The organism is Neisseria sp. HMSC069H12 (genome assembly GCF_001812735.1).
Lineage (GTDB): Bacteria > Pseudomonadota > Gammaproteobacteria > Burkholderiales > Neisseriaceae > Neisseria > Neisseria subflava.
The window spans coordinates 1-21,562 of sequence record NZ_KV810248.1; the positions used below are offsets into that span (position 1 = coordinate 1).

Genomic DNA, 21,562 nt, shown 5'->3' on the forward strand with positions numbered 1-21,562 from the left:
CAGCCGAAAATCTTTGTTTAGGTTTCGGCTGTTGGGGGAAGGGCTTTTTTGCAAAGGTCTCGGCCTTTTTATATTTTAAAGCAACCCTCATTCATTCCTCACAAATACGGCTGCAAGGTTTGGCGGAGGATTTCCATATCGGTAATTTCGGTGATATTGGCTTTGCCCAAGTATTCCAAACCGACAAAACGCATGATGCCGCTGCTGACTTTTTTGTCGTGGCTCATGTGTTCAATCCATTTTTCAAAGGAGAAAACAGGCGGCGCAGACGGAAGGGAGGCGGCTTCCATTAAAGCGGCAATGCGGTCGGTATCGGCTTGTCGGGTTTTGCCCAAAATTTGCGACAAACGGGAAGCAAGGACGCAACCGGCGGCAACGGCTTCACCGTGCAGCCATACGCCGTAGCCCATTTCGGCTTCGATGGCATGGCCGAAAGTGTGGCCGAGATTAAGCCATGCGCGGATGCCCTGCTCGGTTTCGTCTTGGGCAACAATATCGGCCTTCATTTTGCAGCAATGGTAAACGGCTTCTGCCATTTTTTCTTGGTGTTGCTCCATCAGGTCGGCCATATTTTCTTCCAACCAAGCAAAAAATTCGGCATCACCCAATGCGCCGTATTTGATGACTTCGGCTATGCCTGCGGAAAGTTCGCGTTGCGGCAGCGTTTGCAGGGCGGTCAAATCGGCCAGCACGGCTTGCGGCTGGTAGAACGCGCCGATCATGTTTTTACCGAGCGGATGGTTGATGGCGGTTTTACCGCCGACCGAGGAATCGACCTGACTGAGCAATGTGGTTGGCACTTGGATAAAAGGTGCACCACGCTGATAAGTCGCCGCGGCAAAGCCGACCATGTCGCCTATCACGCCGCCGCCCAAAGCGATTAAAGTGGTTTTGCGTTCGGCACGGTTTTGCATCAGGCCATCGTAAATCAGGTTGAGCGTCTGCCAGTTTTTATATTCTTCGCCGTCAGGAAGGATGATGCTGAAATGCGGCACGCCCAGTCTGTCTAAGGCCGTCTGAAGCTGTTTGAGATAAAGCGGCGCAACGGTTTTGTTGGTAATGATGGCTGCTTTTTTGCCTAAATAGGGCTGAAGCAACGTATCTGCCTGCTCAATCAGTTTATGCCCGATAAAGATGGGATATTGATGGGACGGGGTTTGGACAGTCAGTGTGCGCATGGTATTCCTTTGCAAAACGTGTTTATTCGCCTAAAGCCTGCATCAGGCGTTTGAGCGTTTTGTGACAGCTGTCGGATTCGATGACGAGATGGGCAGTTTGACGGTACAGCGTATCGCGTTGGTCATACAGCTCTTGCAGTTTGGCCAAAGGGTTGGCAACTTGCAACAGCGGCCGGTTGCTGTCGTAACGGGTACGCTCCAGCAAGGTTTCGGGGCTGGCATGCAGATAAACAACCGTACCGTTTTGGCGCAAAATCTGCCTGTTTTCACTGCGCAATACGGAGCCGCCACCGGTCGATAAAACGATGTTGCGCCGGGAAGCGAGCTTCTTCAGCATATTGGTTTCACGGTTGCGGAAGCCTTCCTCCCCTTCCATCTCAAAAATGGTCGGAATGGTTACACCCGAAGAAGTGCAGATTTCGTAGTCGCTGTCGTAAAACGGGCATTCAAACATTTGGGCAAGCTGCTTGCCCAAAGTGGTTTTGCCCGCGCCCATCAGCCCGATTAAGATTAAATTGCCGTTGATTTTTTCCATGTGGGTCATTTTATACGATATGGTGGTTTCGTGGAAAAGTTCGTCGTTTTTCAGATGGCCTTTTCATCTCAGGCTGTCTGAAAACCAAAACAGGCATACCTTTTCAGATATGCCTGTTTGTCATTTTAAAAATCAGTAACGCAGATTGTTACCCACATTATCCATAATGCGCGGCGTGATGAAGATCAACAGCTCACGGCGGTTTTCACGTTTGCCGCGTGATTTGAACAGATTGCCGACAACGGGAATATCGCCCAAAACAGGTACTTTGTTCACCGCATTGGTGCTTTCTTCCTCGTAAATACCGCCGACAATCAGCGTGCCGCCATCTTCAACCATGGCTTGGGTATTCAAGTGTTTGGTGTTGATACACTTGGTCATCAGAGAATCTACGGTACAGTCGATCGGGGTATCGCGATTAATCTTCACAGTCATGATAATTTGACCGTCAGGCGTAATGTTCGGCGTTACGGTCAAGCCCAAAACGGCTTTCTTGAAGGTAATCGAAGTCGCACCGCTGGAAGAAGCCTCTTGGTAAGGAATTTCCGTACCGGATTCAATTTTGGCTTCTTTACGGTCTTGTGTCAGCACGCGCGGATTGGAAATGGTTTTGCTCTTACCTTGTTCTTCAGACGCGCTGATTTCCAAGCCCAATGCGCCGGACGAGAACGCACGCACCAGCGCAATGCTGTTGACTGCGGCTGCGGTCGGCAGACTGACATTCGGATCCAAAGTCCATGTGCGGTAGCCTACATCGCCACGGTTAAATGAGGCATTGGTCTTGTAGTTGGTTTGTGCATTGCTCCAGTTGCTGCCCCATGCCGTACGGCCGATCGCACCACCGGAACCGAATTTAACGCCCAAGTTGCGGAAGAAGGTATCTTCAGCTTCCACAATACGCGCTTCCACCATCACTTGACGGGTTGGAACGTCCAATTCATCAATCAGTTTGCGGAATTTCTCAATCACGCCGCGGTTGTCGGTCACAATCAGTGTATTGGTGGCCGGATCGATTAAGGCGCTGCCTCGGTTGCTCAACAGAGTGTTGCGGGTGTTGGAATTATTGCTGTCGTATTCTTCCAAACGCAGAATTTTGCGGAATTCATCCACGTTTTTGTATTTCAACTGGAAGGTTTGAGAATACAGCGGACCCAATTCGGCAATCTCTTTTTCAGCCTGCAAGAAGGCTTTGTCTTTTGCCAACAATTCATCGCGAGGTGCGATATTGATAATGTTGCCTTGACGGCGCATATCCAAATTGCGCGCCTGCATAACCAAGTCTAAAGCCTGATCCCAAGGTACATCTTTCAGGGACAAAGTCATAGTGCCTTTGACGGTATCGCTGGCAACAATATTCATGCCGGATTCTTTTGCCAAAATCTGCAAGATGGTACGAACTTCTACATCTTGGAAATCCAAAGAAATTTTACGGCCTTTGAACGATTTGTTCGCATTGTGGTTTAAGCCGCCGGATTCGGTATTGGCGGCTTTAGGCGATACTTCAAATACAAAGCGTCCGGAAGAAGCTTTGGTATTGATGTCCCAATTCGTATTATTGTTGCGGATAATAAGCTGGGTAGAATTGCCGATACGTTTGAGCGTAACGTTTTGTACAGGTGTATTAAAGTCAGCCACATCCAAACTGCGTTGCGCTTGTGTCGGCAAAGTATGGTTTTTCAATGTCACAACCACGCGGTCGCGCTGCTGTTTAATATCCGGCTGTCCGCTGAAACCAGGGGCGGACAATTCAATAATGCCGGAATTGCGTGCGCCTTTGCGGAAATCGATATTGGCTGCTGAAACGGCTTGATAAGTCTGAGCAGCGCGCGCGGTAGACGGCGTAGCCGCACGTTCATTTGCAACGGCCGCATTGGTTTGATCAGTAGATTCGTTTACAAATACCCAAACTTCATTGCCGCGAATCTCAGTATTGTATTGGCTGATTTTGTTCAAACCCAAAACCACGCGTGCACGGTCATTGTTTTGCGCCGCAGTAATTTGATTCAGCAATGGGTCGGCATATTCCAAAACAGGCTGAGGCAAACGGATATTGGTGTTGGCAAAATCCAATGCGATACGCGCCGGCGTAGATGTTACAAAACCATGAGGTGTGGTGACATCTTTGTCGAAACGGATTTTGATGATTTTTTGGTTGTCAGGCAAAGTAGAAACGTTAATATCGGTAATATTGCCTGCAAAGGCCGTCTGAACAGCGAGGGCAACGCTGAAGCCGGCAAATAATTTTGTCATGTACTTGGTTTTCATAATCGAGTGAGACCCCTAAATTAATTTGAATTCGAACTATCTGAGCTATTGGAAGAATCCGCCTCTTTACTGCTCAATGGCAATTCGGCCTTCCGGTACACCCAGTTGCCGTAGCTGTCTTCAACTTGCTCGGTCAAGATAATTTTATCTTCGGTAATACTTTGGATTCTGCCGTAATTCTGACCGATGTAGTTTCCGGGATAAACGGTATAAACATGGTCGTTGACCTTGATAAATCCGGAAACTTTGCCGCCGCTTTGCAGCGTTCCGACAAAGGCCATGTTTTCCAAACTGAAGGCTTCCAATGTTTCTTTCGGACGGTTCACATCCGGCGCATTGCCGCCTTTAGGCGCAGTGTCCAAACGGCGTGAATCAAACGCATTCATACCTTTAAAGTTCGGCGGGCTATACGGCTTAGGCAATGCAACCGTCGGCTCTTCAAACGGAATAATCTTGGATTTTGCTTCCTGACGGGTTTGCGTCATCCATTGAGTCAAATCTTCATAGCTTTGCGTACAGGCTGCCAAGGGAAGAAGACTTAAGAGTAAGATGATTTTTTTCATGATTTCCCTATTCTTTTATTTTTGCTCATTCTCGGCAGGTTTGCCTTCTTCTTGTGCCTGTTGCGCAGCCAATTCGGCAGCAATCTCTTCGGCCGGACGTGCTTTGTAAGTCGTCGCAATCGCGCTCAATGTCAACTCGCCTTTATTGCCTTTGCCCTCTTTATCCTCGCCTGCGTTCACGAGTTTCAAGGAATCTAACGTAATAATGCGCGACAAATCGCCTACATCACGGGTAAATTGGCTGATCTGAGAGTATTTGCCTGTGATGGAAATCTGATACGGCAGTTTTTGAATCGGACCATCGTTTTCAGGTTGGAGTGGTGCAACGCTGTCCAAACGCAGCCCGTTGGTTGAACCTGCCTGATGCAGCTCTTGAATCAGGTTCGGAATTTCCGCGTCGGTCGGCAGTTGCTTCAACAAAACGTCAAATGCAGAACGGATAGAAGCTAATTCTGCTTTCAAATTGTTCAAGCTTGCCGCCTGAATGCTTTTACGCGTAAAGGTTTCCTTCAGCTCTTCTTCTTTGGCTTCCTGCGTATTCAGGGTTTCAATCTGATCTTTAAATACGCCGACATAGCCCAAAGCCAACATACCGACAATCAATAAACCTGCCAGCAAAAGTTTTGAAGGCATATTGAGCAGGTACAGGTTTTGTACGTCCAATTGTTTCAAGTTTTTAGATGCCATTATTGAGCCTCCGGAGCAGGTTCTGCCACAGGTTCGGCTATTTCACTGCTGCTTTGTGCAGTCGGTGCAGGAGCCGGCGTATTCACTTGGTTGATTGAAGATTTCAAAGTAAATTCTTGGTAGTTATCTACTTTTTTGATGCTCAACAATTCAGGCTGCAAGAAAATACCTGTACTTGGCAGGGAGCGCATCATAACGGCGATTTTATTGTCGCTGACGGCATGGCCGCTAATTTTATAGCTGGTCGGGCTTTCTGCTTCCAACGCAGTCAAATAAGTATTATCGGGCGTAAGCGCATTCAAAGAATCAAGGATATAAGCTGCTTGATAGCGTTTTTCCTGCAACTCTTCCACTTTCAGCTTCTTGGCCAAGAAGGCTTCTTTTTCTTGCTGAAGTTTATCGATTTCGCCCAATTCTCTATCAAGTCTGTCGATTTCGGTTTGCAGGAAATTGTTGCGGCCTTCTTGATTGCTGATGGCGCTATCAATACCGAGATAGGTAGCGGCTGCCAAGCCCAAACCCACTGCAAAAGCGCCAAGCATCAATACTTTGAATTGCTGCTGCTTGCGCTGTTTAATCTCTTCCCGATACGGAAGAAGGTTGATTCTGGTTAATTCGATCATGTTCTCAAAGTCCCCTTAATGCCAATCCAAACGCCAACGTCAGTGACGGCGCATCAATTTGAAACTGCGGCAATTCTACTTTTGCACTGCGTTCCACATATGAAATCGGATGCAGGTATTCTGTTGCCGTATTGGTTTGCGAGAAAATGCTTTCCGCCAAACCTGCCTGCTGAGCGGTAAAGCCGGTCAGCAGGATGTGTTTGATATTGGCGAAAGAATCAGTGGCCTGCGTGGTATAGTAAAATTGCAAAACCCGCTGAACTTCTTGCGCAACCTGCACATTAAAACGGTCGGCAATCTGAGACTGGTAGTCGGAAGGCTTGTTTTGGGAAGCCATCATTTGAGCGGCTTTTTCTTCCGTTACCCGATAAGTACGCTGAATCAGCTGATTGAGCTGCTCTGTGCTGACCGGAGTTTCTTGTTTATAGAGAATGCGGCCGTTTTGCAGAATCAGGGCATACATTTGCGTCGCATGAATGCCGAACACGGCAACTTTTTCCTCTGCCATTTCGGGAGCATGCGTATTCATCCAATAAACGAAGGCATTGCGTTGCGCCAGTAAGTCCAAATCCAAAGCGGACAAAGGCAAGCCCACATTTTCAAACATTTCAATGCGCGGTTCGACATCGTCTTTTTTAGCGGCAACAGCTAAAACATGCTGGCCCGAACCGACTTCTTCGGCTTGAAAGTCGTAGTTCATTTCTTCAATAGGCGCAAATTGGCCGACTTCCGCCTCGACAAACTCTTCCAAGTCCAAATCGGTATCACGCGGGTTGTAAATAATTTGCTCGACTGTCGCCAAATTTTGTGGCACAGCCGCAACAATATTTTTGCAAGAACTGCGTAATTGTGTGTAAGTATGTTGGATGTAAGTGGCAAGCTGATCGTAGTCTTGAATTTTGTTGCCTTTGACAATATTTTTAGGCAATTTGGTAATAACGTATTTTTCCAGCTGAATTTGGTTTAAACTACGGCCTGTCAGTTGTACCATCTTAATGGCATGTTGGCTGATGTCGACGCCGATGGCAGAGCGGTTGTTCAATCCGCTAGAAGCCTTGCCTGTTTTGGTATCTTTCGTGCTTTTAAATAAGCGCATGATTTGACTTCCCTGTATCATTTAGGAGTGAGTAACTGTTTCGTTATCCGTAAAGGACTTCTTATTCTTTACACAGTATTGACTGTGGCTGATAGAAATCGTTTCCCATTTTACTTTATTTATCGCCATTAATGGCAAAATTATTACTTAGTCATGATTAAAAAAATTATAACGACCTGCATGGGTCTCTTATTAGGACTGGCTCTTTTCGGTGTAGGTCTGATTGCAATTGCAATTTTGGTAACCTATCCAAAACTGCCGTCTTTGGACTCTTTACAACACTACAAACCAAAAATGCCGCTGACGATTTATTCTTCAGACGGCCAAGTCATTGGCGTTTACGGCGAACAACGGCGTGAATTTACCAAAATCGGTGACTTCCCGAAAATTTTAAAAGACGCCGTGATTGCCGCCGAAGACAAACGCTTCTACGACCACTGGGGTGTGGACGTTTGGGGCGTGGCGCGCGCCGCAATCGGCAACGTCATGGCCGGCGGTGTTCAATCCGGTGCCAGTACGATTACGCAACAGGTTGCCAAAAACTTCTACCTGAGCAGCGAGCGTTCGTTCACCCGTAAGTTCAACGAAGCCCTGTTGGCCTACAAAATCGAGCAGTCTTTAAGTAAAGACAAGATTTTGGAGCTGTACTTCAACCAAATCTATTTGGGTCAACGCGCTTATGGTTTTGCCTCTGCCGCCCAAATTTATTTCAATAAAAATGTTAATGAATTAACATTGGCTGAAGCCGCCATGTTGGCCGGCTTGCCTAAAGCACCTTCCGCCTACAATCCGATTGTAAACCCTGAGCGTGCCAAACTGCGCCAGGCTTATATTCTGAACAATATGCTGGAAGAAGGCATGATCACCCTGCAGCAACGCGATCAGGCTTTGAAAGAAGAGTTGCATTACGAGCGTTTTGTACAAAACATCGACCAAAATGCCCTGTATGTTGCCGAGATGGTGCGTCAAGAGCTGTTTGAAAAATACGGCGAAGATGCCTACACACAAGGCTTCAAGGTATATACCACCGTCGATACCGCACACCAGCGCGTCGCCACCGAAGCCCTGCGTAAAGTTCTGCGCAATTTCGACCGCGGCAGCAGCTACCGCGGTGCAGAAAACTACATCGACCTGAGCAAAAGCGATAACGTAGAAGAAACTGTCAGCCAATATCTTTCTACACTTTACACCATCGATAAAATGATTCCGGCGGTTGTCTTGGAAGCCTCACGCAAAGGTGTACAGATTCAGTTGCCAAGCGGCCGTAAAGTCACGCTGAACAGCCACGCTTTAGGCTTTGCCGCCCGTGCCGTCAACAACGAAAAAATGGGAGATGACCGCATCCGTCGCGGCTCCGTCATTCGCGTTAAAGGCAGTGGCGATACTTTTACCGTCGTTCAAGAGCCTTTGTTGCAAGGCGCATTGGTGTCTTTAGACGCGAAAACCGGTGCAGTCCGTGCATTGGTCGGCGGCTACGACTACCACAGCAAAACCTTCAACCGCGCAACTCAAGCCATGCGCCAACCCGGCTCGACGTTCAAACCGTTCGTTTATTCCGCCGCTTTGGCAAAAGGCATGACTGCCTCCACCATGATTAACGATGCGCCGATTTCCCTGCCGGGCAAAGGTGCAAACGGTAAAGCGTGGAACCCGAAAAACTCTGACGGCCGCTATGCCGGTTACATCACGCTGCGTCAGGCTTTGACCGCGTCGAAAAACATGGTATCCATCCGCATCCTGATGTCTATCGGCATCGGCTACGCGCAACAATATATCCAACGCTTCGGCTTCAAGCCATCTGAAATCCCTGCCAGCCTGTCTATGGCTTTGGGTACAGGCGAAACCACTCCGTTGCGTATTGCAGAAGGTTACAGCGTCTTTGCCAACGGCGGTTACAAAGTATCTGCCCACGTCATCGACAAAATCTACGACAGCCAAGGCCGTCTGAGAGCGCAAATGCAGCCGTTAGTGGCCGGTGAAAACGCACCTCAAGCCATTGACCCGCGCAACGCCTACATCATGTACAAAATCATGCAGGACGTTGTCCGTGTCGGTACCGCGCGCGGTGCAGCCGCACTGGGCCGCTCCGACATCGCCGGTAAAACCGGTACCACCAACGACAACAAAGACGCATGGTTTGTCGGCTTCACCCCTAGCGTTGTGACTGCCGTCTATATCGGCTTTGACAAACCGCGCAGCATGGGCAGTGCAGGCTACGGTGGCACAATCGCCGTACCGGTTTGGGTAGAATACATGCGCTTCGCCCTGAAAGGCACCAGCGTCAAACCGATGAAAGCACCTGAAGGCGTGGTTACAAACGGCGGCGAAGTGTATATGCGCGAACGCATGACCACCAGCTCCGACCTGGCCTTGGACAACAGCGGCGTTGCTCCGCGTCCTGCTCAACCTGCCCGTCGTGCCGTTCCGAATGAAAACCGCCGCAGTGCCGAGAGCAACACTGCGCCAGCCCGTGAAGAATCAGACGAAACCCCAGTTCTGCCAAGCAATACCAGCAACAATAACAGACAACAACTGGACTCTCTGTTCTAATGTTCTAAAACAAGGCCGTCTGAAACGTTCAGACGGCCTTTTTTAAGAAAATTCAAAGCAAAACCATGATTGATTTACACTGCCATTCGACCGTTTCAGACGGCATGTTGTCCCCAACCGAAGTTGTCCGACTCGCCCGTCAAAACGGTTGCACCCTGCTCGCCCTGACCGACCACGACCATACCGGCGGACTTGCCGAAGCACGCACCGAAGCCGATACCCTCGGCCTCCCCTTCGTCAACGGCGTGGAGATATCCGTCACTTGGCACGGCCGCACCATCCACATTGTCGGTTTGGACTTTGACGAACACAACGAAGCCCTGCAAAACCTGCTTGCCGAAGTCCGCAAAGGCCGTCTGAAACGATTGGAAGCCATCGCGGCCAAACTGGAGAAAAAAGGCATAACAGGCGCGTATGAAGGCGCACTGGCATTGGCCGCCAACAAAGAAATGGCCAGCCGCACCCACATTGCCGAATTCCTCATCCGCGAAGGCCATGTCAAAAACAAACAGCAGGCATTTACCAAATATCTGGGAGACGGCAAATCCTGTTCCGTCAGACATGAATGGGCCACACTGGAAGACTGCGTAGCCGCGATTACAGGCGCGGGCGGCATGGCCATTATCGCCCACCCGATGCGCTATGAATTATCCGCCACCGCCAAACGAAACCTGTTTCAAGAATTTAAAAATCTCGGCGGCGCAGGGATTGAAGTACACAGCGGCAACTGCTGTAAAAACGACCGCCTCAACTATGCCCTGCTTGCCGACCGTTTCAACTTTCTCGCCAGCGCAGGCAGCGACTTCCACCGCCCCAACGACTTCAGCGGCGGCATACTCGGCGCCTGTCCCGACTTACCCGAACAATGCCGTCCTGTCTGGAAACACTTTAAGGCCGTCTGAATGCCTCACGCAAAAGGATTATCCTGCCAAATATCTTTGGAAGCCATATCTGATAACGTGTTTATACGGCCGGGATATATGCAGTATTTTCTCCGGGCAGTATAACCGATGTTGAAATTTCCGTCGGATACACGACATCAGCGGCTGTCTCTGCTGAAATTTCACCTGCCAACTCATTGTAAATTCCTTTGTCGTTTTGGAAATCAATATCGGCAACCTTGCGCCTTTCCCCATTTTCCAAAACCACTTCTGATTCAAATAATATTTTATTATCGGCTTCATCTTTCAGATTGATTTCTGCAAAATCCAAAGAGATCGACTGGATATCCCAGTCGGACAATAGAGAAAGCTCTCCTTCCTCCGTTTTCCCGTTACTGTTTTCGTCATGCCAGATTCTTAGCTCACCCCACAATTCATCATATTGATTAATGATATTATTATTGTCGCTGTCCAAATCTTTCAAAGCTTCTACGCCGTTTTCTGCGCGCTTGCCGTCAGACATAACTGTTGCCTCACCAAACATCTCCGTTCCGTCGTTTACCATGCCGTCTCCATTTTTATCCCAAACCAAAAAACCGCTGCCTTTTTTGAGCCAAGCCGTCTGTTCGACCATCCCGTCGCCATCCATATCAAAACTCACTCCATCCTCCACCGAAGTCGTGAGCAACTCTTCTCCATACAGCTCGATAGCAAGAGGAGTATGGTAATTTTTGGCAATTTGGTCAAAATTCTGCTGAAGATTATCCACTCCGCCCTGCAAATCAAGTGAAATATTGGCTTTGTTCAGTAAATCCTGCAAAGCTTTCAAAGCTTCGTTTTCATTATGAATTTCTTTGCCTTTTCCTGATGCCTGTTCGGATTTTTGCTGTTCGACCAAAGCAGCCAAGCGGTTCACTGCATTGGAATGAAGCCTGCTGGCTGAAGTAATCAATGCCGCATACGCACTTTTTGAGTAATTTACTAAATTATCGTTGAAGCTGACACTCTTGCCCGCGCTACCGATACCGAATTCAATCGCCCCCTGCTTTCCGCCTGAAGAATAATATAACGCTGTTCTTGCAGCCGTCGTTACCGTACCGTCTGCCAAACGGCTGTTGGCAGGTACAAATACCACCATCAACATAGGATTTCCACGTGTCATCATCGGCATCAGACTAAGCGGCATATTTGGATCGGTTTTCTGAAAGCGAACCCGCTCGTCACCTACGCCAAACAGTCTGTTGGGATGGTCAGGCGCTGCTTCATCCATTCCTGATTGCAGAATTTTTTGCTTTTCGGCTGGAGTTTTACCGTTTAGCAGGTTTGGATTGGTTTCCTTAAGGAATACAGATTTCGCCCATGTCCAATAAGTATGGCTGGGCTGTCCGCTGGGGTTTTGGGTTTTCATTTTGTGGGCAAAATAATCAACAGCCTGTTGTTGGTTCATCGCCTTGATTGCTGCCGTATCCGATCCGTATTTGGTTTCTTTTGGGTTGTTCCGCAAATCAAACTGAAAACGGTTGTATTCGGCTTTTCCTTCTTCATAAACAAATCTTCGTGCATATTCATTCGCTGTTATATTGCGATTTCCATCAATATCAAGATCAAGCTTGGAAATTGTTTTCGACAAACCATGTCCTAACTCATGAGCCCAATCAGAAGCAGTCAGATATCTTTTGTCTGCCGTACCGAATACAATACTTCTATTTTCTTTACTGCCAATTAGTTTGCTTTGGAAAAATATGCCGGAATATTTAGTGTTTGCTTGAATACTCCCTAACCCCTATTGATTGATAAAGTTATGGGTTTGCCCCAGTAAAATTGAATCCCGAATAATCTGATTAACTTCCGAAACAGGCATCCCTAATTTTAAAAAATGCTGCCGGATTTGTGCTGTTGTAGCCATACCATATACCTTTAAAATTAAATACTATCGACTATCTGATAAGAAAGATGCTGGAAATATCATTAATGCATTTGTCTGTTGGATGCTGAAATAATATTCCTGCACCTTTCTCCTCCCTTATAACCAAATGTCTATCACTCCCGATCAAATGGTTGTTTTCATCTACTGCTACTTGTTTTACTACCGTATACCTAGGAAAAACTTGTTCTGTTCCATTGTTAAAGCATACGCTGACCGGGCTTAGGATATGAGATGAAACATAGGGTTTCGGCAAATCATCAGGATAACGGTCGTCAGGAAACAATGAACGGTATCGTTTTATATAATCAGGCGTTGCTTCGATTTCTAAAAAAGTGCTGCCGTCGTAGTCGGTCTGATGCACTACCGTAAAGCCGTCGGTCGGCCGTTTTAGCTTACGCCGCCTGTGTTTGAGCCATTTCTGCCGCTCTGCCTTGTCTTTCCATCTGAGTACCGCCTGTTTTTCTCCGTCAGGCCGCAAACGGCCGGAAAGCCGCAGATAGCGCCGGTACACGGGAATCTGCCACTTTTTCGCTAAATCTTCAGGCGGCATATCAAGCAAACAGGCACTATGCAGCGTGCCGGCCATCTGTCTGAACAAATTCTCGAAGCTCTCTACAGGATAAAGCTGCCCGCAGCCCGTTGCGTCATCCGCATATGCTTGAGAAACAGAGACCGTCTGAATGCCGCTATCGGCATGAGACAAAATGGGCAGCAACATGGCCGGCCACAGCAAAGCAGCTAAAAATTTCACACTCATCTCCTTCTTGATAAAAATTATTACTTGCATTGATATTATTTCCAATATTTTTTCACTGCAAGCACATTTGCACGCTAATTGAGACCTTTGCAAAATTCCCCAAAATCCCCTAAATTCCCACCAAGACATTTAGGGGATTTCTCATGAGTACCTTCTTTCAGCAAACCGCCCAAGCCATGATTGCCAAACACATCGACCGTTTCCCACTAATGATAGAAAAAGGTCGTCTGAAAACCGTTTTTCCGTTTTCAGACGACCTTTGTGCTTGGCTTGGTGTTTAAGCGGTTTGCACCAGTTTCTTTTCGCGTATCGGCAGGTTCAGCAACGCCGCGATGCCCGCCAGCACCGCATCGGCATACCACATCCAGCCGTAATCGTTGAATTGATAAATCACGATGCCGCCGATATACGAGCCTAAAAAGCCGCCGATTTGGTGGCTCAACATGGTCAGCCCAAACAGCGTCGCCAGATAGCGCGTGCCGAACAGTTTGCCCGTAATCGCGGCGGTCGGCGCGACGGTGGCGAGCCAAGTGAAGCCCAGCGCGGCGGCGAAAATGTAGAAATTGACGTCAGTTCTCGGGGAGGCAAGGTAGATCAGCACCATCGCCACACGCGAGGCGTAGAGTCCGAACAAAACATATTTGCCTAAAAACCGCCCCGTACACCAGCCCGAAAAAAAGCAGCCCAATTGCCAGCATCAGCCCCCAATAAGTCGGCATCTGTGGCACCATCAGACAGGCAGATGCCAACAGCAGCGCACCGCCGCCTAACACCTTAAACGCGCCAAAGCGGTCGGCAAGCGCGCCGGAAAGCGGCTGGGACAAGCCCCACATCAACTGGAAAACGGCAATAATCAGGCTGAACTCTTGGATGCTTAACTCGGTAGAGTCGACGACCGGACGGACAAACAGCCCCATAGTCATGCGCATACCGATGGTAATCAGTAGGATAGCGGCGGCAGCAGTGATAACCAGCCAAAGGTTAGGGGATTTTTGCTGTGTGTGGGTCATGGTTATGGTTTGTTTCTATGAAAAATGCCGTTCAATCAACCGGCAAAACGACGGATTCTAGCAAATTAGGTTGATATCGGTTAAATAAATCCTAATGCTTTGATTATAGCCAAAACTTCTATCCGCGCCGTTTTTCAGTTTCTTTCTATCCGCAAGGCAGAGAAGGGGAGACAGGCAGAAACGCGGTGCATCAAAAACGGCAAAGGTCGTCTGAAAACTGAATTTCAGACGACCTTTGTGTTTCTGCGTCCTGCGTTAGAACGATTTGACCAGCGACAGACCGACTTCGTTTTGTTTGTAACTGTACAGCCAGTCGGTGTTGCCGTGGACGCGGCGGTGTTTGTAGCTGAGGACGGGCTTGAGACCGGCGAATTTCCAGCGGTCCGCGCCTATGCTGAGGCGGTAGGTTTGCTCTTTGTCGCGGCGGCGTTGTTCGAGTACGGCGTTTTCTTCGCGGTGGCTGCGGATGCCGAAGGTGACGGAGGCGGAGGCGTCGAAGCCGGCTTCAAACATTTTTGCCGCGCCCAGCCGTGCGGAGATGAGGCGGTAGCTGTCCACCGGTTCTTTGGCTTTGCGCTGCTGCCAGTCTATGCCGCCGTAGAGCATGAGGTCGTTGCGCGGGAAGTAGGATAGGGTGTTGTAAACGGAGAAGAGGCTGCCGTCGAGCAGGCGGGTTTTGTCGGAATAGGAGAGGTGTTTCCACTCGGCTTCGGTGTTCCATGTCCAGCTGCCTTTGTCGAGGTTCCACTCGCTGCGTACGCCGTAGGCGCGGTTGAGGGTTTTGCCGCCGCTGCCGTTCCATTCGACGAGCGGGGCGAGGGCGAAGGTGTGGCGGTGGTTTTCAAACTGGTAGCCTGCGCTGAGGTTGAGCGTGTGTTCGTTGAAGTCTTTATGGTCGCGGTAGAAGCGGCCGTAGCCGAGCGCGCGGGTGGCGATGCCGTGATGCCCTTTAATCTGCCAGCGGCGGACGGCGGCGGCTTCGTATTTGATGCCGTTGGCGGAAATGGGCTTGTCGCCTGAAAATTCTTCCCAGCATTCGCCGTCGATTTCGGTTTTACACCACACTTTGCCGCTGGCTTCGTTGATGTTGCTGTTGTGGACGGCGCCGACGGAAAGGCTGCCCTGCCAGCTTTGGCGTTGGTTTAGAGAGTCGCGGAAATGGCCGATGTTTTCTTTGACGGCTTCGGGCAGGTCTTCGTTTTGCAGGCGCATAAATTCGGAAGTGGCTTCGCGGTTCAGACGACCTTCAAAGAGCAGGCGGGCGTAATCGAGCCGTCCACGCGCGAAGTCGGGATGGCGTTGCAGCAGGGTTTCGTAGTCTTGTTTGGCATCTTTCCACCTGCCTTCGCCGCGGGCGAGTGAGGCGCGGGCAAAGAGGGCGATGTCGGGGTCGTATTCGGTTTGCTGGGTATAACGCTCGAGCAGCGGGCGAACGGTTTGCCAGTCGCTGCGGTTAACTGCGTTAAACAGTCCCTCGCCTTGGTCGGTTTCGGAATCGCTCTCGGCTGTCTGCCCGGTATATGGAGCAGAAATATTAAGATGATATTCACGCACTTTTTGTTCCTGTTCCTGCATGGTTTGGCGGGTGTCCTGCCACAGGCGTTGCGCGGTACGGTCGTCTGAAAAGTCAGAACGCGGCGCGGCAAGGACGGGGACAGCGAGAAACAGGAGAAGGCAGGCAGACGGTTTGTACATGGTGTCGGCTTTCCGGTCGGTGGTTTTCAGACGACCTTGAGAAGGTTGGCGGGCTGGTGTTTAAAAAAGCCTGCGTGAAGCAGGCTTTCATTTTACTTAACTACGGATTTTAGCGTTTTACACCGCCGTATGCCGTATCCAAGTTGCGGTCAGTCTTAAATTTGGCAACACCGGCCAACGCGCTTGCACCGTTGCCGAAGAAGTGGCCTTCGGTTGTACCGAAGTGGCCGTTGGCGCGGGCGTAGCCTTCAAATGATGCGCTAGACGGTTTGATGCGGGAATGAATATCCAGCTGCATGGCGTTGTTTTTCATAGAACCGGTCAAGACTTTTTGACCGAAGTCGGCACGCAATGTACCAGTCAGAGGATTATTGCCGGTGTAGTTGTTGATGCCTTTAACCGCGTAGTTGGCTACACCGGATACAGGCATAGAGGTAGCGCGTTTGTCGCCGGAGTAGTAAACGCCGCGGTTGGTGCCTTTAGCGTATTCTTTGCCAACCCACTCGCCGTAATATACTTCCGAACCGCCGCTCTTAATGGTATCAAACGCATAACGGCCGAGATTTTGACGGGTGTATGCGTCGTTAACCTGTACGGTTTTCACGCCGTTGCGGTCTGCTTTTGCCGGAATGCGGTTTACGTTGGTGTAATACACGCCGGAACGGTATGCCGCATTTTTCATTACTTTTTCGCCTTCGGCTTCAGATGCAGGCTTGCCCCATTTTTTGCCGTATTTGTGATTTTTGTAGCCATACTCGAATGGGTTATAGGCATTATTAGCGGCAAATGCGCCTACGCTGAATACAACAGCCAAAACAGCAGCGGTGGTTTTTTGCAGATTCAGTTTCATTGAACACTCCTTGAGGTAAAACGATGGTGGGGAAAATTATGTTTTCGTTGTGAGTAGAACATATCGTTATGTGAGGAGGTCTTTTTGTTCTACAAAACATTTTATAGGGGAAGTGTTAGCACAGAATTAGCAAATATCCTAAAAATCTCCAATAAGGCGAAAATATTTATTTTTAATTCGATACGACCTGTATCACCTGCCCCAAAACGGCAAAGAATATATTGAAACTGCCTGCCCGATACACCATAATAACCCTATAAATACCCGGAAAAAAGGTTAACGCCATGTGCCAACTGCTCGGCATGAATTGCAACACTCCCACAGACATCATGTTTTCTTTCGAAGGCTTCCGCCGCCGTGGCGGCATTACCGACCACCATGCCGACGGATTCGGTATCGGTTTTTTCGAAGGCAAAGGCGTGCGCTTGTTTCACGACGACAAGCCCAGTGCCAACTCGCCCGTTGCTGACTTGGTGCGCGCCTATCAGATCAAATCTGAAAACGTTATCGCCCATATCCGCAAGGCCTCACAAGGCCAGACCTCGTTGGCGAACACTCATCCCTTCATGCGCGAGATGTGGGGCGAATATTGGCTGTTTGCACACAACGGCCATTTGATTGATTTTTTCCCCGAGCAGGGCGAGTACTACCACGCGGTCGGCACAACCGATTCCGAACGTGCGTTCTGCTTTATCCTCAACCGCCTGCGCAGCCGCTTTGCCACCAAACCCGAACCTGAAGTTTTGTTTGATGCCATTGCCGGCCTGACTCATGAAATCCGCCGCTACGGTTTGTTCAACTTTGTGATGTCCAACGGCGACTGCCTGTTTGCCCATGCCAGTACCTTGCTGCACTACATAGTACGCAAAGCCCCGTTTGGCAAAGCACGCCTGCTGGACGACGACGTGATGGTCGATTTTTCCAAAGTGACCACACCAAACGATAAAGTCTCCGTCATCGCCACCCTGCCCCTGACGCGCGATGAAACTTGGTCGCAGTTGGCAGTCAATGAATTGGTGATGTTTCAAGACGGCGATATCGTCCGCAGCGACCGCCCCGAAAATCCGGTTTATATGAGCGCGGAAGAAGGTTTGGAAATCGCCCGTGCCGTCGGCGTATCGGTTTAACGGTTGATTGATTGAAAAACTCAAGGCCGTCTGAAAAGATCAACTTCACTCAAGTTGCCCTTTCAGACGGCCTTTTTATACTTAATCCGACGAAAAAGCCTTTACTATACGAAAATAGCGCAATCCGCTACAATAATAGGTCACAAACAATAAATTCAATTGCTTAGCGACCTTGCCGAGCGTATGACAAGGAAACCCGATGAAGTGCCCGTTTTGCCAACACCCCAACACACAAGTAACCGACTCGCGATGGCTGGAAGACACCAACAGCATCCGTCGCCGTCGCAAATGCTTGGAATGCGGACAACGCTTCAGCACCTTTGAAACCGTTGAAATGCGGATGCCGCAAGTCATCAAATCCGACAGCACACGGGTTCCCTTCAATCCGCACAAACTGCAGACCAGCCTTGAGCGCGCGCTGCACAAACGCCCTGTTACGCAAGAACAAATCGATGAAACCGTTGCCCTTATCGAGCAACGCCTCTACCGTTTGGGCAAAAAAGAAGTCGCTTCACACATCGTCGGCGAAATGGCGATGGAAGAGCTGGCAAAAATCGACCAAGTCGCTTATGTCCGCTTCGCGTCTGTCTATAAAAGCTTTAAAGACGTTTCCGAATTCACCCAAGTCATCGCCGAATGCAAAGCCAAATAAGGCCGTCTGAAACCATGTTTTCCGCACTTGATACCCAAATGATGCAAACCGCCCTCGAGCTGGCCAAGCTTGGGCGGTTTTCCACTTCCCCCAATCCCCGCGTCGGCTGCGTAATTGTACACGGTGCCCAAATCGTCGGACAAGGTTTCCACGTCAAAGCAGGCGAACCGCACGCTGAAGTTCATGCGTTGAGGCAGGCCGGAGCGGCAGCAAAAGGCGCAACGGCCTATGTTACGCTGGAACCTTGCAGCCATTACGGTCGCACACCGCCATGCGCCGAAGCGCTCGTTCATTCAGGCGTAACGCGCGTGGTCACCGCCATGACCGATCCTAACCCGTTGGTCGCAGGCAAAGGCTTATCTATGCTGGAAGCCGCCGGAATCCGTACAGAAAGCGGTTTGTTGGAAGCTCAGGCGCGCGAACTCAACCGCGGTTTTCTGTCACGTATCGAACGTGGCAGACCGTTTGTCCGCCTCAAGTGCGCCGCCAGTTTGGACGGCAAAACCGCCCTTTCAGACGGCCGCAGCTTTTGGATTACCGGCGAAGCGGCGCGCGAAGACGTACAAATTCTCCGTGCCGAAAGTTGCGCTGTTTTGACCGGTATCGGTACCGTACTTGCCGACAACCCGAAACTCAACGTTCGCAGCTTCCCCACTCTACGCCAACCTGCGCGTATCGTCTTGGACAGCCGACTGCAAACTCCTTTAGACTGCCACCTCGTTACCGATACCGAAAGCCCGACCGTTATCGTTACCCTTTCCTCAGACGAACAACGTTTGCAGGCTCTACGCACATTTGAACATATCCGCATCATCAGGCCGTCTGAACACATCAACGGCCGCATCAATCTTCTTTCACTCATGCCGCAACTGGCAGAGTTTGGCTTTGGCGAAGTTCTGGTAGAAGCCGGCTCCACACTTGCTTCAGCCTTCCTGAAGGATGACTTGGTGGATGAAATCGTCCTCTACCAAGCGCCGAAACTGTTAGGCGCAGGCAAACCTCTTTTCTCCCTTTCTGAAAATCCGGCCGCCCTACTTTCAGACGGCCCTTGGCAAAGTCAATCAGTAGAAATCATCGGACAGGACATTAAATGGGCTCTCCGGAAACAATCCATCTAATTGCCTCAAATTAATAATCAAATCACTTTCAATAGCATATATCTATTATTCACATAGCAATAAATGTAATTTTTTCGTCAATATATTATAATGACTTTAGCGTATTCCAATTTAAAACTTTGACTTAAGTTAACTATCCTCAAGCTGATTATCGACAAATTTTCCTTTTTTTCATCACGAAATAATGGATTATTAAGATAAGTTAAGTCACGAAAATTTATTAAAAGTTTTTATTCTAGAAGGGTTTTAAACGGCATAAACGGTAGTTTCATTTCATGAACCATGCATTTGACAAAACAATATCTAAAATCAAAACATGTAGTTGAATGTAACTTCTAAAAATTAAGCATTCAAAAATACCGTTTTCATGCCTTATAGGCCGTCTGAACGACCATTAAACTTTTTTGATTGAGACGAATCAGATAAGTGCTTATGATTTTGTCTAATGTAATTATAAGTATGGTTTTAAGGCTTCACACAATACGGCAGCCGGCTATGGCTATGCGGTTGCAGCAAACAACTCAGGCATCGCGCAAACATCTCGATTTACTCATTCATTAAACGAAAGACATCATGAAAAACATTACGATACAAAAATTTGCCGATAAGACCGCAAAAATCGGCATCGTTGGCTTAGGCTACGTCGGTTTACCACTGATGTTGCGCTATGTGGATATCGGTTACCAAGTTTTGGGTTTCGACATTGACACCAACAAAGTCGACAAGCTCAACAAAGGCGAAAGCTACATTGAGCATATCCCTTCCGACAAAATTGCCGCTGCTTCCAACAGCCTGTTTGAAGCAACGACCGACTTCTCCCGCATCGGCGAAGTAGAAGCCGTTATTTTGTGCGTACCGACTCCGCTGAACAAATACCGCGAGCCGGACATGAGCTTTGTGATCGACACTACAGATGCGGTAAAACCCTACCTACGCGCCGGTCAAGTGCTGTCTTTGGAATCCACCACCTACCCCGGCACTACCGAAGAAGAATTGCTGCCGCGCATGGAAGAAGGCGGCTTGAAAGTCGGTCAAGACGTGTTCTTGGTTTACTCTCCTGAGCGCGAAGACCCGGGTAACCCTAACTTTGAAACCCGTACCATTCCTAAAGTCATCGGCGGCCATACCCCTGCTTGTTTGGAAGTCGGCCTTGCGCTGTACCAACCTGCCATCGATAAAGTTGTTCCAGTAAGCTCCACCAAAGCGGCCGAGCTGACCAAACTTCTGGAAAACATCCACCGCGCCGTAAACATCGGCCTGGTGAACGAGATGAAAATCGTTGCCGACAAAATGGGCATCGACATTCACGAAGTCATCAATGCCGCTGCAACTAAACCGTTCGGCTTCGTTGCTTATTACCCAGGCCCTGGCTTGGGCGGCCACTGTATCCCTATCGACCCGTTCTACCTGACTTGGAAAGCACGCGAATACGGCGTAAACACCCGTTTCATCGAGCTGGCCGGTGAAGTGAACTCCCATATGCCCGACTACGTTATCGAAAAAGTCGGCCTGGCTTTGAATGACCACAACCGTTCTATCAAAGACAGCAAAATCTTGGTATTGGGTATCGCCTACAAGAAAAACGTGGACGATATGCGCGAAAGCCCGTCTGTGGAAGTCATGGACCGCCTGCACAAACTGGGTGCGGTGGTTTCCTACTCTGACCCGCACGTTCCAGAGTTCCCGCACATCCCCGGCCACCACTACTTCGACCTGAAGAGCGAAGCGCTGACCCCTGAAACTGTCGCCCAATACGATTGCGTGGTTCTGACCACCGATCACGACAAATTCGACTATGACATGATCACCGAACATGCCAAGCTGATTGTTGATACACGCGGCAAATTCCCAGTAAAAAATCCTAAAGTCATCAAAGCATAATCTTGCTTCAGACGCATCCGGCTGCCTCCGGTTTCCCCGACCGGGACGGCGGCCGGTTTCCCAAGGCCATTTGTTTTTCAGGCGGCCTTGGCAAACCGGCAACGGTAACAACACATACCTTACGAAAAACGCTCAGCTCGAACTTCTGGCCGTCTGAAAACAAATAA

The 21,562-nt window shown here is 49.3% G+C and carries 19 protein-coding genes and 1 pseudogene; 7 read left to right on the forward strand and 13 right to left on the reverse strand.

Translation table 11 applies throughout. The annotated features are described in order from the left end of the window. Positions 1-98: 98 nt before the first annotated feature. From aroB to pilM, 7 genes are all read right to left on the reverse strand, one after another. Complete coding sequence (gene aroB, locus HMPREF2872_RS03075) at positions 99-1,178, reverse strand: 3-dehydroquinate synthase (RefSeq protein ID WP_070631143.1); 1,080 nt, start codon at positions 1,176-1,178, stop codon at positions 99-101. Positions 1,179-1,200: 22 nt separating this feature from the next. After that, on the reverse strand, positions 1,201-1,713 hold the full coding sequence (locus tag HMPREF2872_RS03080) for a shikimate kinase (protein ID WP_070631144.1): 513 nt from the start codon (positions 1,711-1,713) through the stop codon (positions 1,201-1,203). A gap of 132 nt (positions 1,714-1,845) precedes the next feature. Continuing rightward, positions 1,846-3,978 (reverse strand): type IV pilus secretin PilQ, encoded by a 2,133-nt coding sequence (gene pilQ, locus HMPREF2872_RS03085; RefSeq protein WP_070631147.1) that lies wholly within the window; start codon positions 3,976-3,978, stop codon positions 1,846-1,848. A gap of 20 nt (positions 3,979-3,998) precedes the next feature. Next, complete coding sequence (locus tag HMPREF2872_RS03090; RefSeq protein WP_070591494.1) at positions 3,999-4,541, reverse strand: pilus assembly protein PilP; 543 nt, start codon at positions 4,539-4,541, stop codon at positions 3,999-4,001. A 15-nt stretch (positions 4,542-4,556) separates the two neighbouring features. After that, positions 4,557-5,228: a type IV pilus inner membrane component PilO gene (pilO, locus tag HMPREF2872_RS03095; RefSeq protein ID WP_004520855.1), complete on the reverse strand. Its 672-nt coding sequence runs from the start codon at positions 5,226-5,228 to the stop codon at positions 4,557-4,559. Further along, a complete protein-coding gene (locus HMPREF2872_RS03100; RefSeq protein WP_049328903.1) occupies positions 5,228-5,851 on the reverse strand; it encodes a PilN domain-containing protein in 624 nt (207 codons plus the stop codon). The genes pilO and HMPREF2872_RS03100 overlap by 1 nt, the downstream gene beginning before the upstream one ends. 4 nt (positions 5,852-5,855) lie before the next feature. Beyond that, a complete protein-coding gene (gene pilM / locus HMPREF2872_RS03105) occupies positions 5,856-6,947 on the reverse strand; it encodes a type IV pilus assembly protein PilM (protein ID WP_003684494.1) in 1,092 nt (363 codons plus the stop codon). Positions 6,948-7,100: 153 nt separating this feature from the next. On the opposite strand from pilM, the gene HMPREF2872_RS03110 reads away from it, so the two are divergent. Together HMPREF2872_RS03110 and HMPREF2872_RS03115 are read left to right on the forward strand one after the other, a co-directional pair. Continuing rightward, positions 7,101-9,497, forward strand: a complete 2,397-nt coding sequence (locus tag HMPREF2872_RS03110; RefSeq protein ID WP_070631148.1) for a penicillin-binding protein 1A — start codon at positions 7,101-7,103, stop codon at positions 9,495-9,497. A gap of 65 nt (positions 9,498-9,562) precedes the next feature. Beyond that, on the forward strand, positions 9,563-10,399 hold the full coding sequence (locus HMPREF2872_RS03115) for a PHP domain-containing protein (RefSeq protein WP_070631149.1): 837 nt from the start codon (positions 9,563-9,565) through the stop codon (positions 10,397-10,399). A 61-nt stretch (positions 10,400-10,460) separates the two neighbouring features. Here the strand turns inward: HMPREF2872_RS03115 and HMPREF2872_RS11960 are convergent, their stop codons facing one another. The 3 genes from HMPREF2872_RS11960 to HMPREF2872_RS03125 form a co-directional block, all read right to left on the reverse strand. After that, on the reverse strand, positions 10,461-12,008 hold the full coding sequence (locus HMPREF2872_RS11960) for a hypothetical protein (RefSeq protein ID WP_283118973.1): 1,548 nt from the start codon (positions 12,006-12,008) through the stop codon (positions 10,461-10,463). Positions 12,009-12,161: 153 nt separating this feature from the next. Continuing rightward, the gene (locus HMPREF2872_RS11965; protein WP_283118974.1) at positions 12,162-12,284 is read right to left on the reverse strand and encodes a hypothetical protein; all 123 of its coding nucleotides are present in this window, start codon (positions 12,282-12,284) and stop codon (positions 12,162-12,164) included. A gap of 31 nt (positions 12,285-12,315) precedes the next feature. Further along, entirely contained in the window at positions 12,316-13,062 is a 747-nt protein-coding gene (locus HMPREF2872_RS03125; RefSeq protein WP_107810729.1) for a hypothetical protein, read from the reverse strand. Positions 13,063-13,205: 143 nt separating this feature from the next. Here HMPREF2872_RS03125 and HMPREF2872_RS11730 point away from each other — a divergent pair, with 143 nt between their 5' ends. After that, positions 13,206-13,343 carry a hypothetical protein gene (locus HMPREF2872_RS11730; RefSeq protein WP_168164753.1) on the forward strand — a complete coding sequence of 46 codons (138 nt, stop codon included), beginning with the start codon at positions 13,206-13,208 and terminating at the stop codon, positions 13,341-13,343. Here HMPREF2872_RS11730 and HMPREF2872_RS03130 read toward each other — a convergent pair. The 3 genes and pseudogenes from HMPREF2872_RS03130 to HMPREF2872_RS03140 form a co-directional block, all read right to left on the reverse strand. Further along, positions 13,340-14,072, reverse strand: a pseudogene (locus HMPREF2872_RS03130) (hypothetical protein). The gene HMPREF2872_RS11730 and the pseudogene HMPREF2872_RS03130 sit on opposite strands and share 4 nt — an antisense overlap. A 255-nt stretch (positions 14,073-14,327) precedes the next feature. Beyond that, a complete protein-coding gene (locus HMPREF2872_RS03135; protein WP_070631152.1) occupies positions 14,328-15,767 on the reverse strand; it encodes a surface lipoprotein assembly modifier in 1,440 nt (479 codons plus the stop codon). Between the two features lie 109 nt (positions 15,768-15,876). Further along, positions 15,877-16,617: a Slam-dependent surface lipoprotein gene (locus tag HMPREF2872_RS03140; protein WP_070631154.1), complete on the reverse strand. Its 741-nt coding sequence runs from the start codon at positions 16,615-16,617 to the stop codon at positions 15,877-15,879. A gap of 284 nt (positions 16,618-16,901) precedes the next feature. Between HMPREF2872_RS03140 and HMPREF2872_RS03145 the strand changes: the two genes are divergently transcribed. The 4 genes from HMPREF2872_RS03145 (at position 16,902) to HMPREF2872_RS03160 (ending at position 21,395) form a co-directional block, all read left to right on the forward strand. Next, positions 16,902-17,744, forward strand: a complete 843-nt coding sequence (locus HMPREF2872_RS03145; RefSeq protein WP_070631155.1) for a class II glutamine amidotransferase — start codon at positions 16,902-16,904, stop codon at positions 17,742-17,744. Between the two features lie 199 nt (positions 17,745-17,943). Then, positions 17,944-18,396, forward strand: a complete 453-nt coding sequence (gene nrdR, locus HMPREF2872_RS03150) for a transcriptional regulator NrdR (RefSeq protein ID WP_070631158.1) — start codon at positions 17,944-17,946, stop codon at positions 18,394-18,396. 14 nt (positions 18,397-18,410) lie between these two features. After that, positions 18,411-19,514 carry a bifunctional diaminohydroxyphosphoribosylaminopyrimidine deaminase/5-amino-6-(5-phosphoribosylamino)uracil reductase RibD gene (gene ribD, locus HMPREF2872_RS03155; protein ID WP_070631160.1) on the forward strand — a complete coding sequence of 368 codons (1,104 nt, stop codon included), beginning with the start codon at positions 18,411-18,413 and terminating at the stop codon, positions 19,512-19,514. A gap of 573 nt (positions 19,515-20,087) precedes the next feature. Beyond that, complete coding sequence (locus HMPREF2872_RS03160; RefSeq protein WP_004520865.1) at positions 20,088-21,395, forward strand: nucleotide sugar dehydrogenase; 1,308 nt, start codon at positions 20,088-20,090, stop codon at positions 21,393-21,395. Positions 21,396-21,562: the final 167 nt, after the last annotated feature.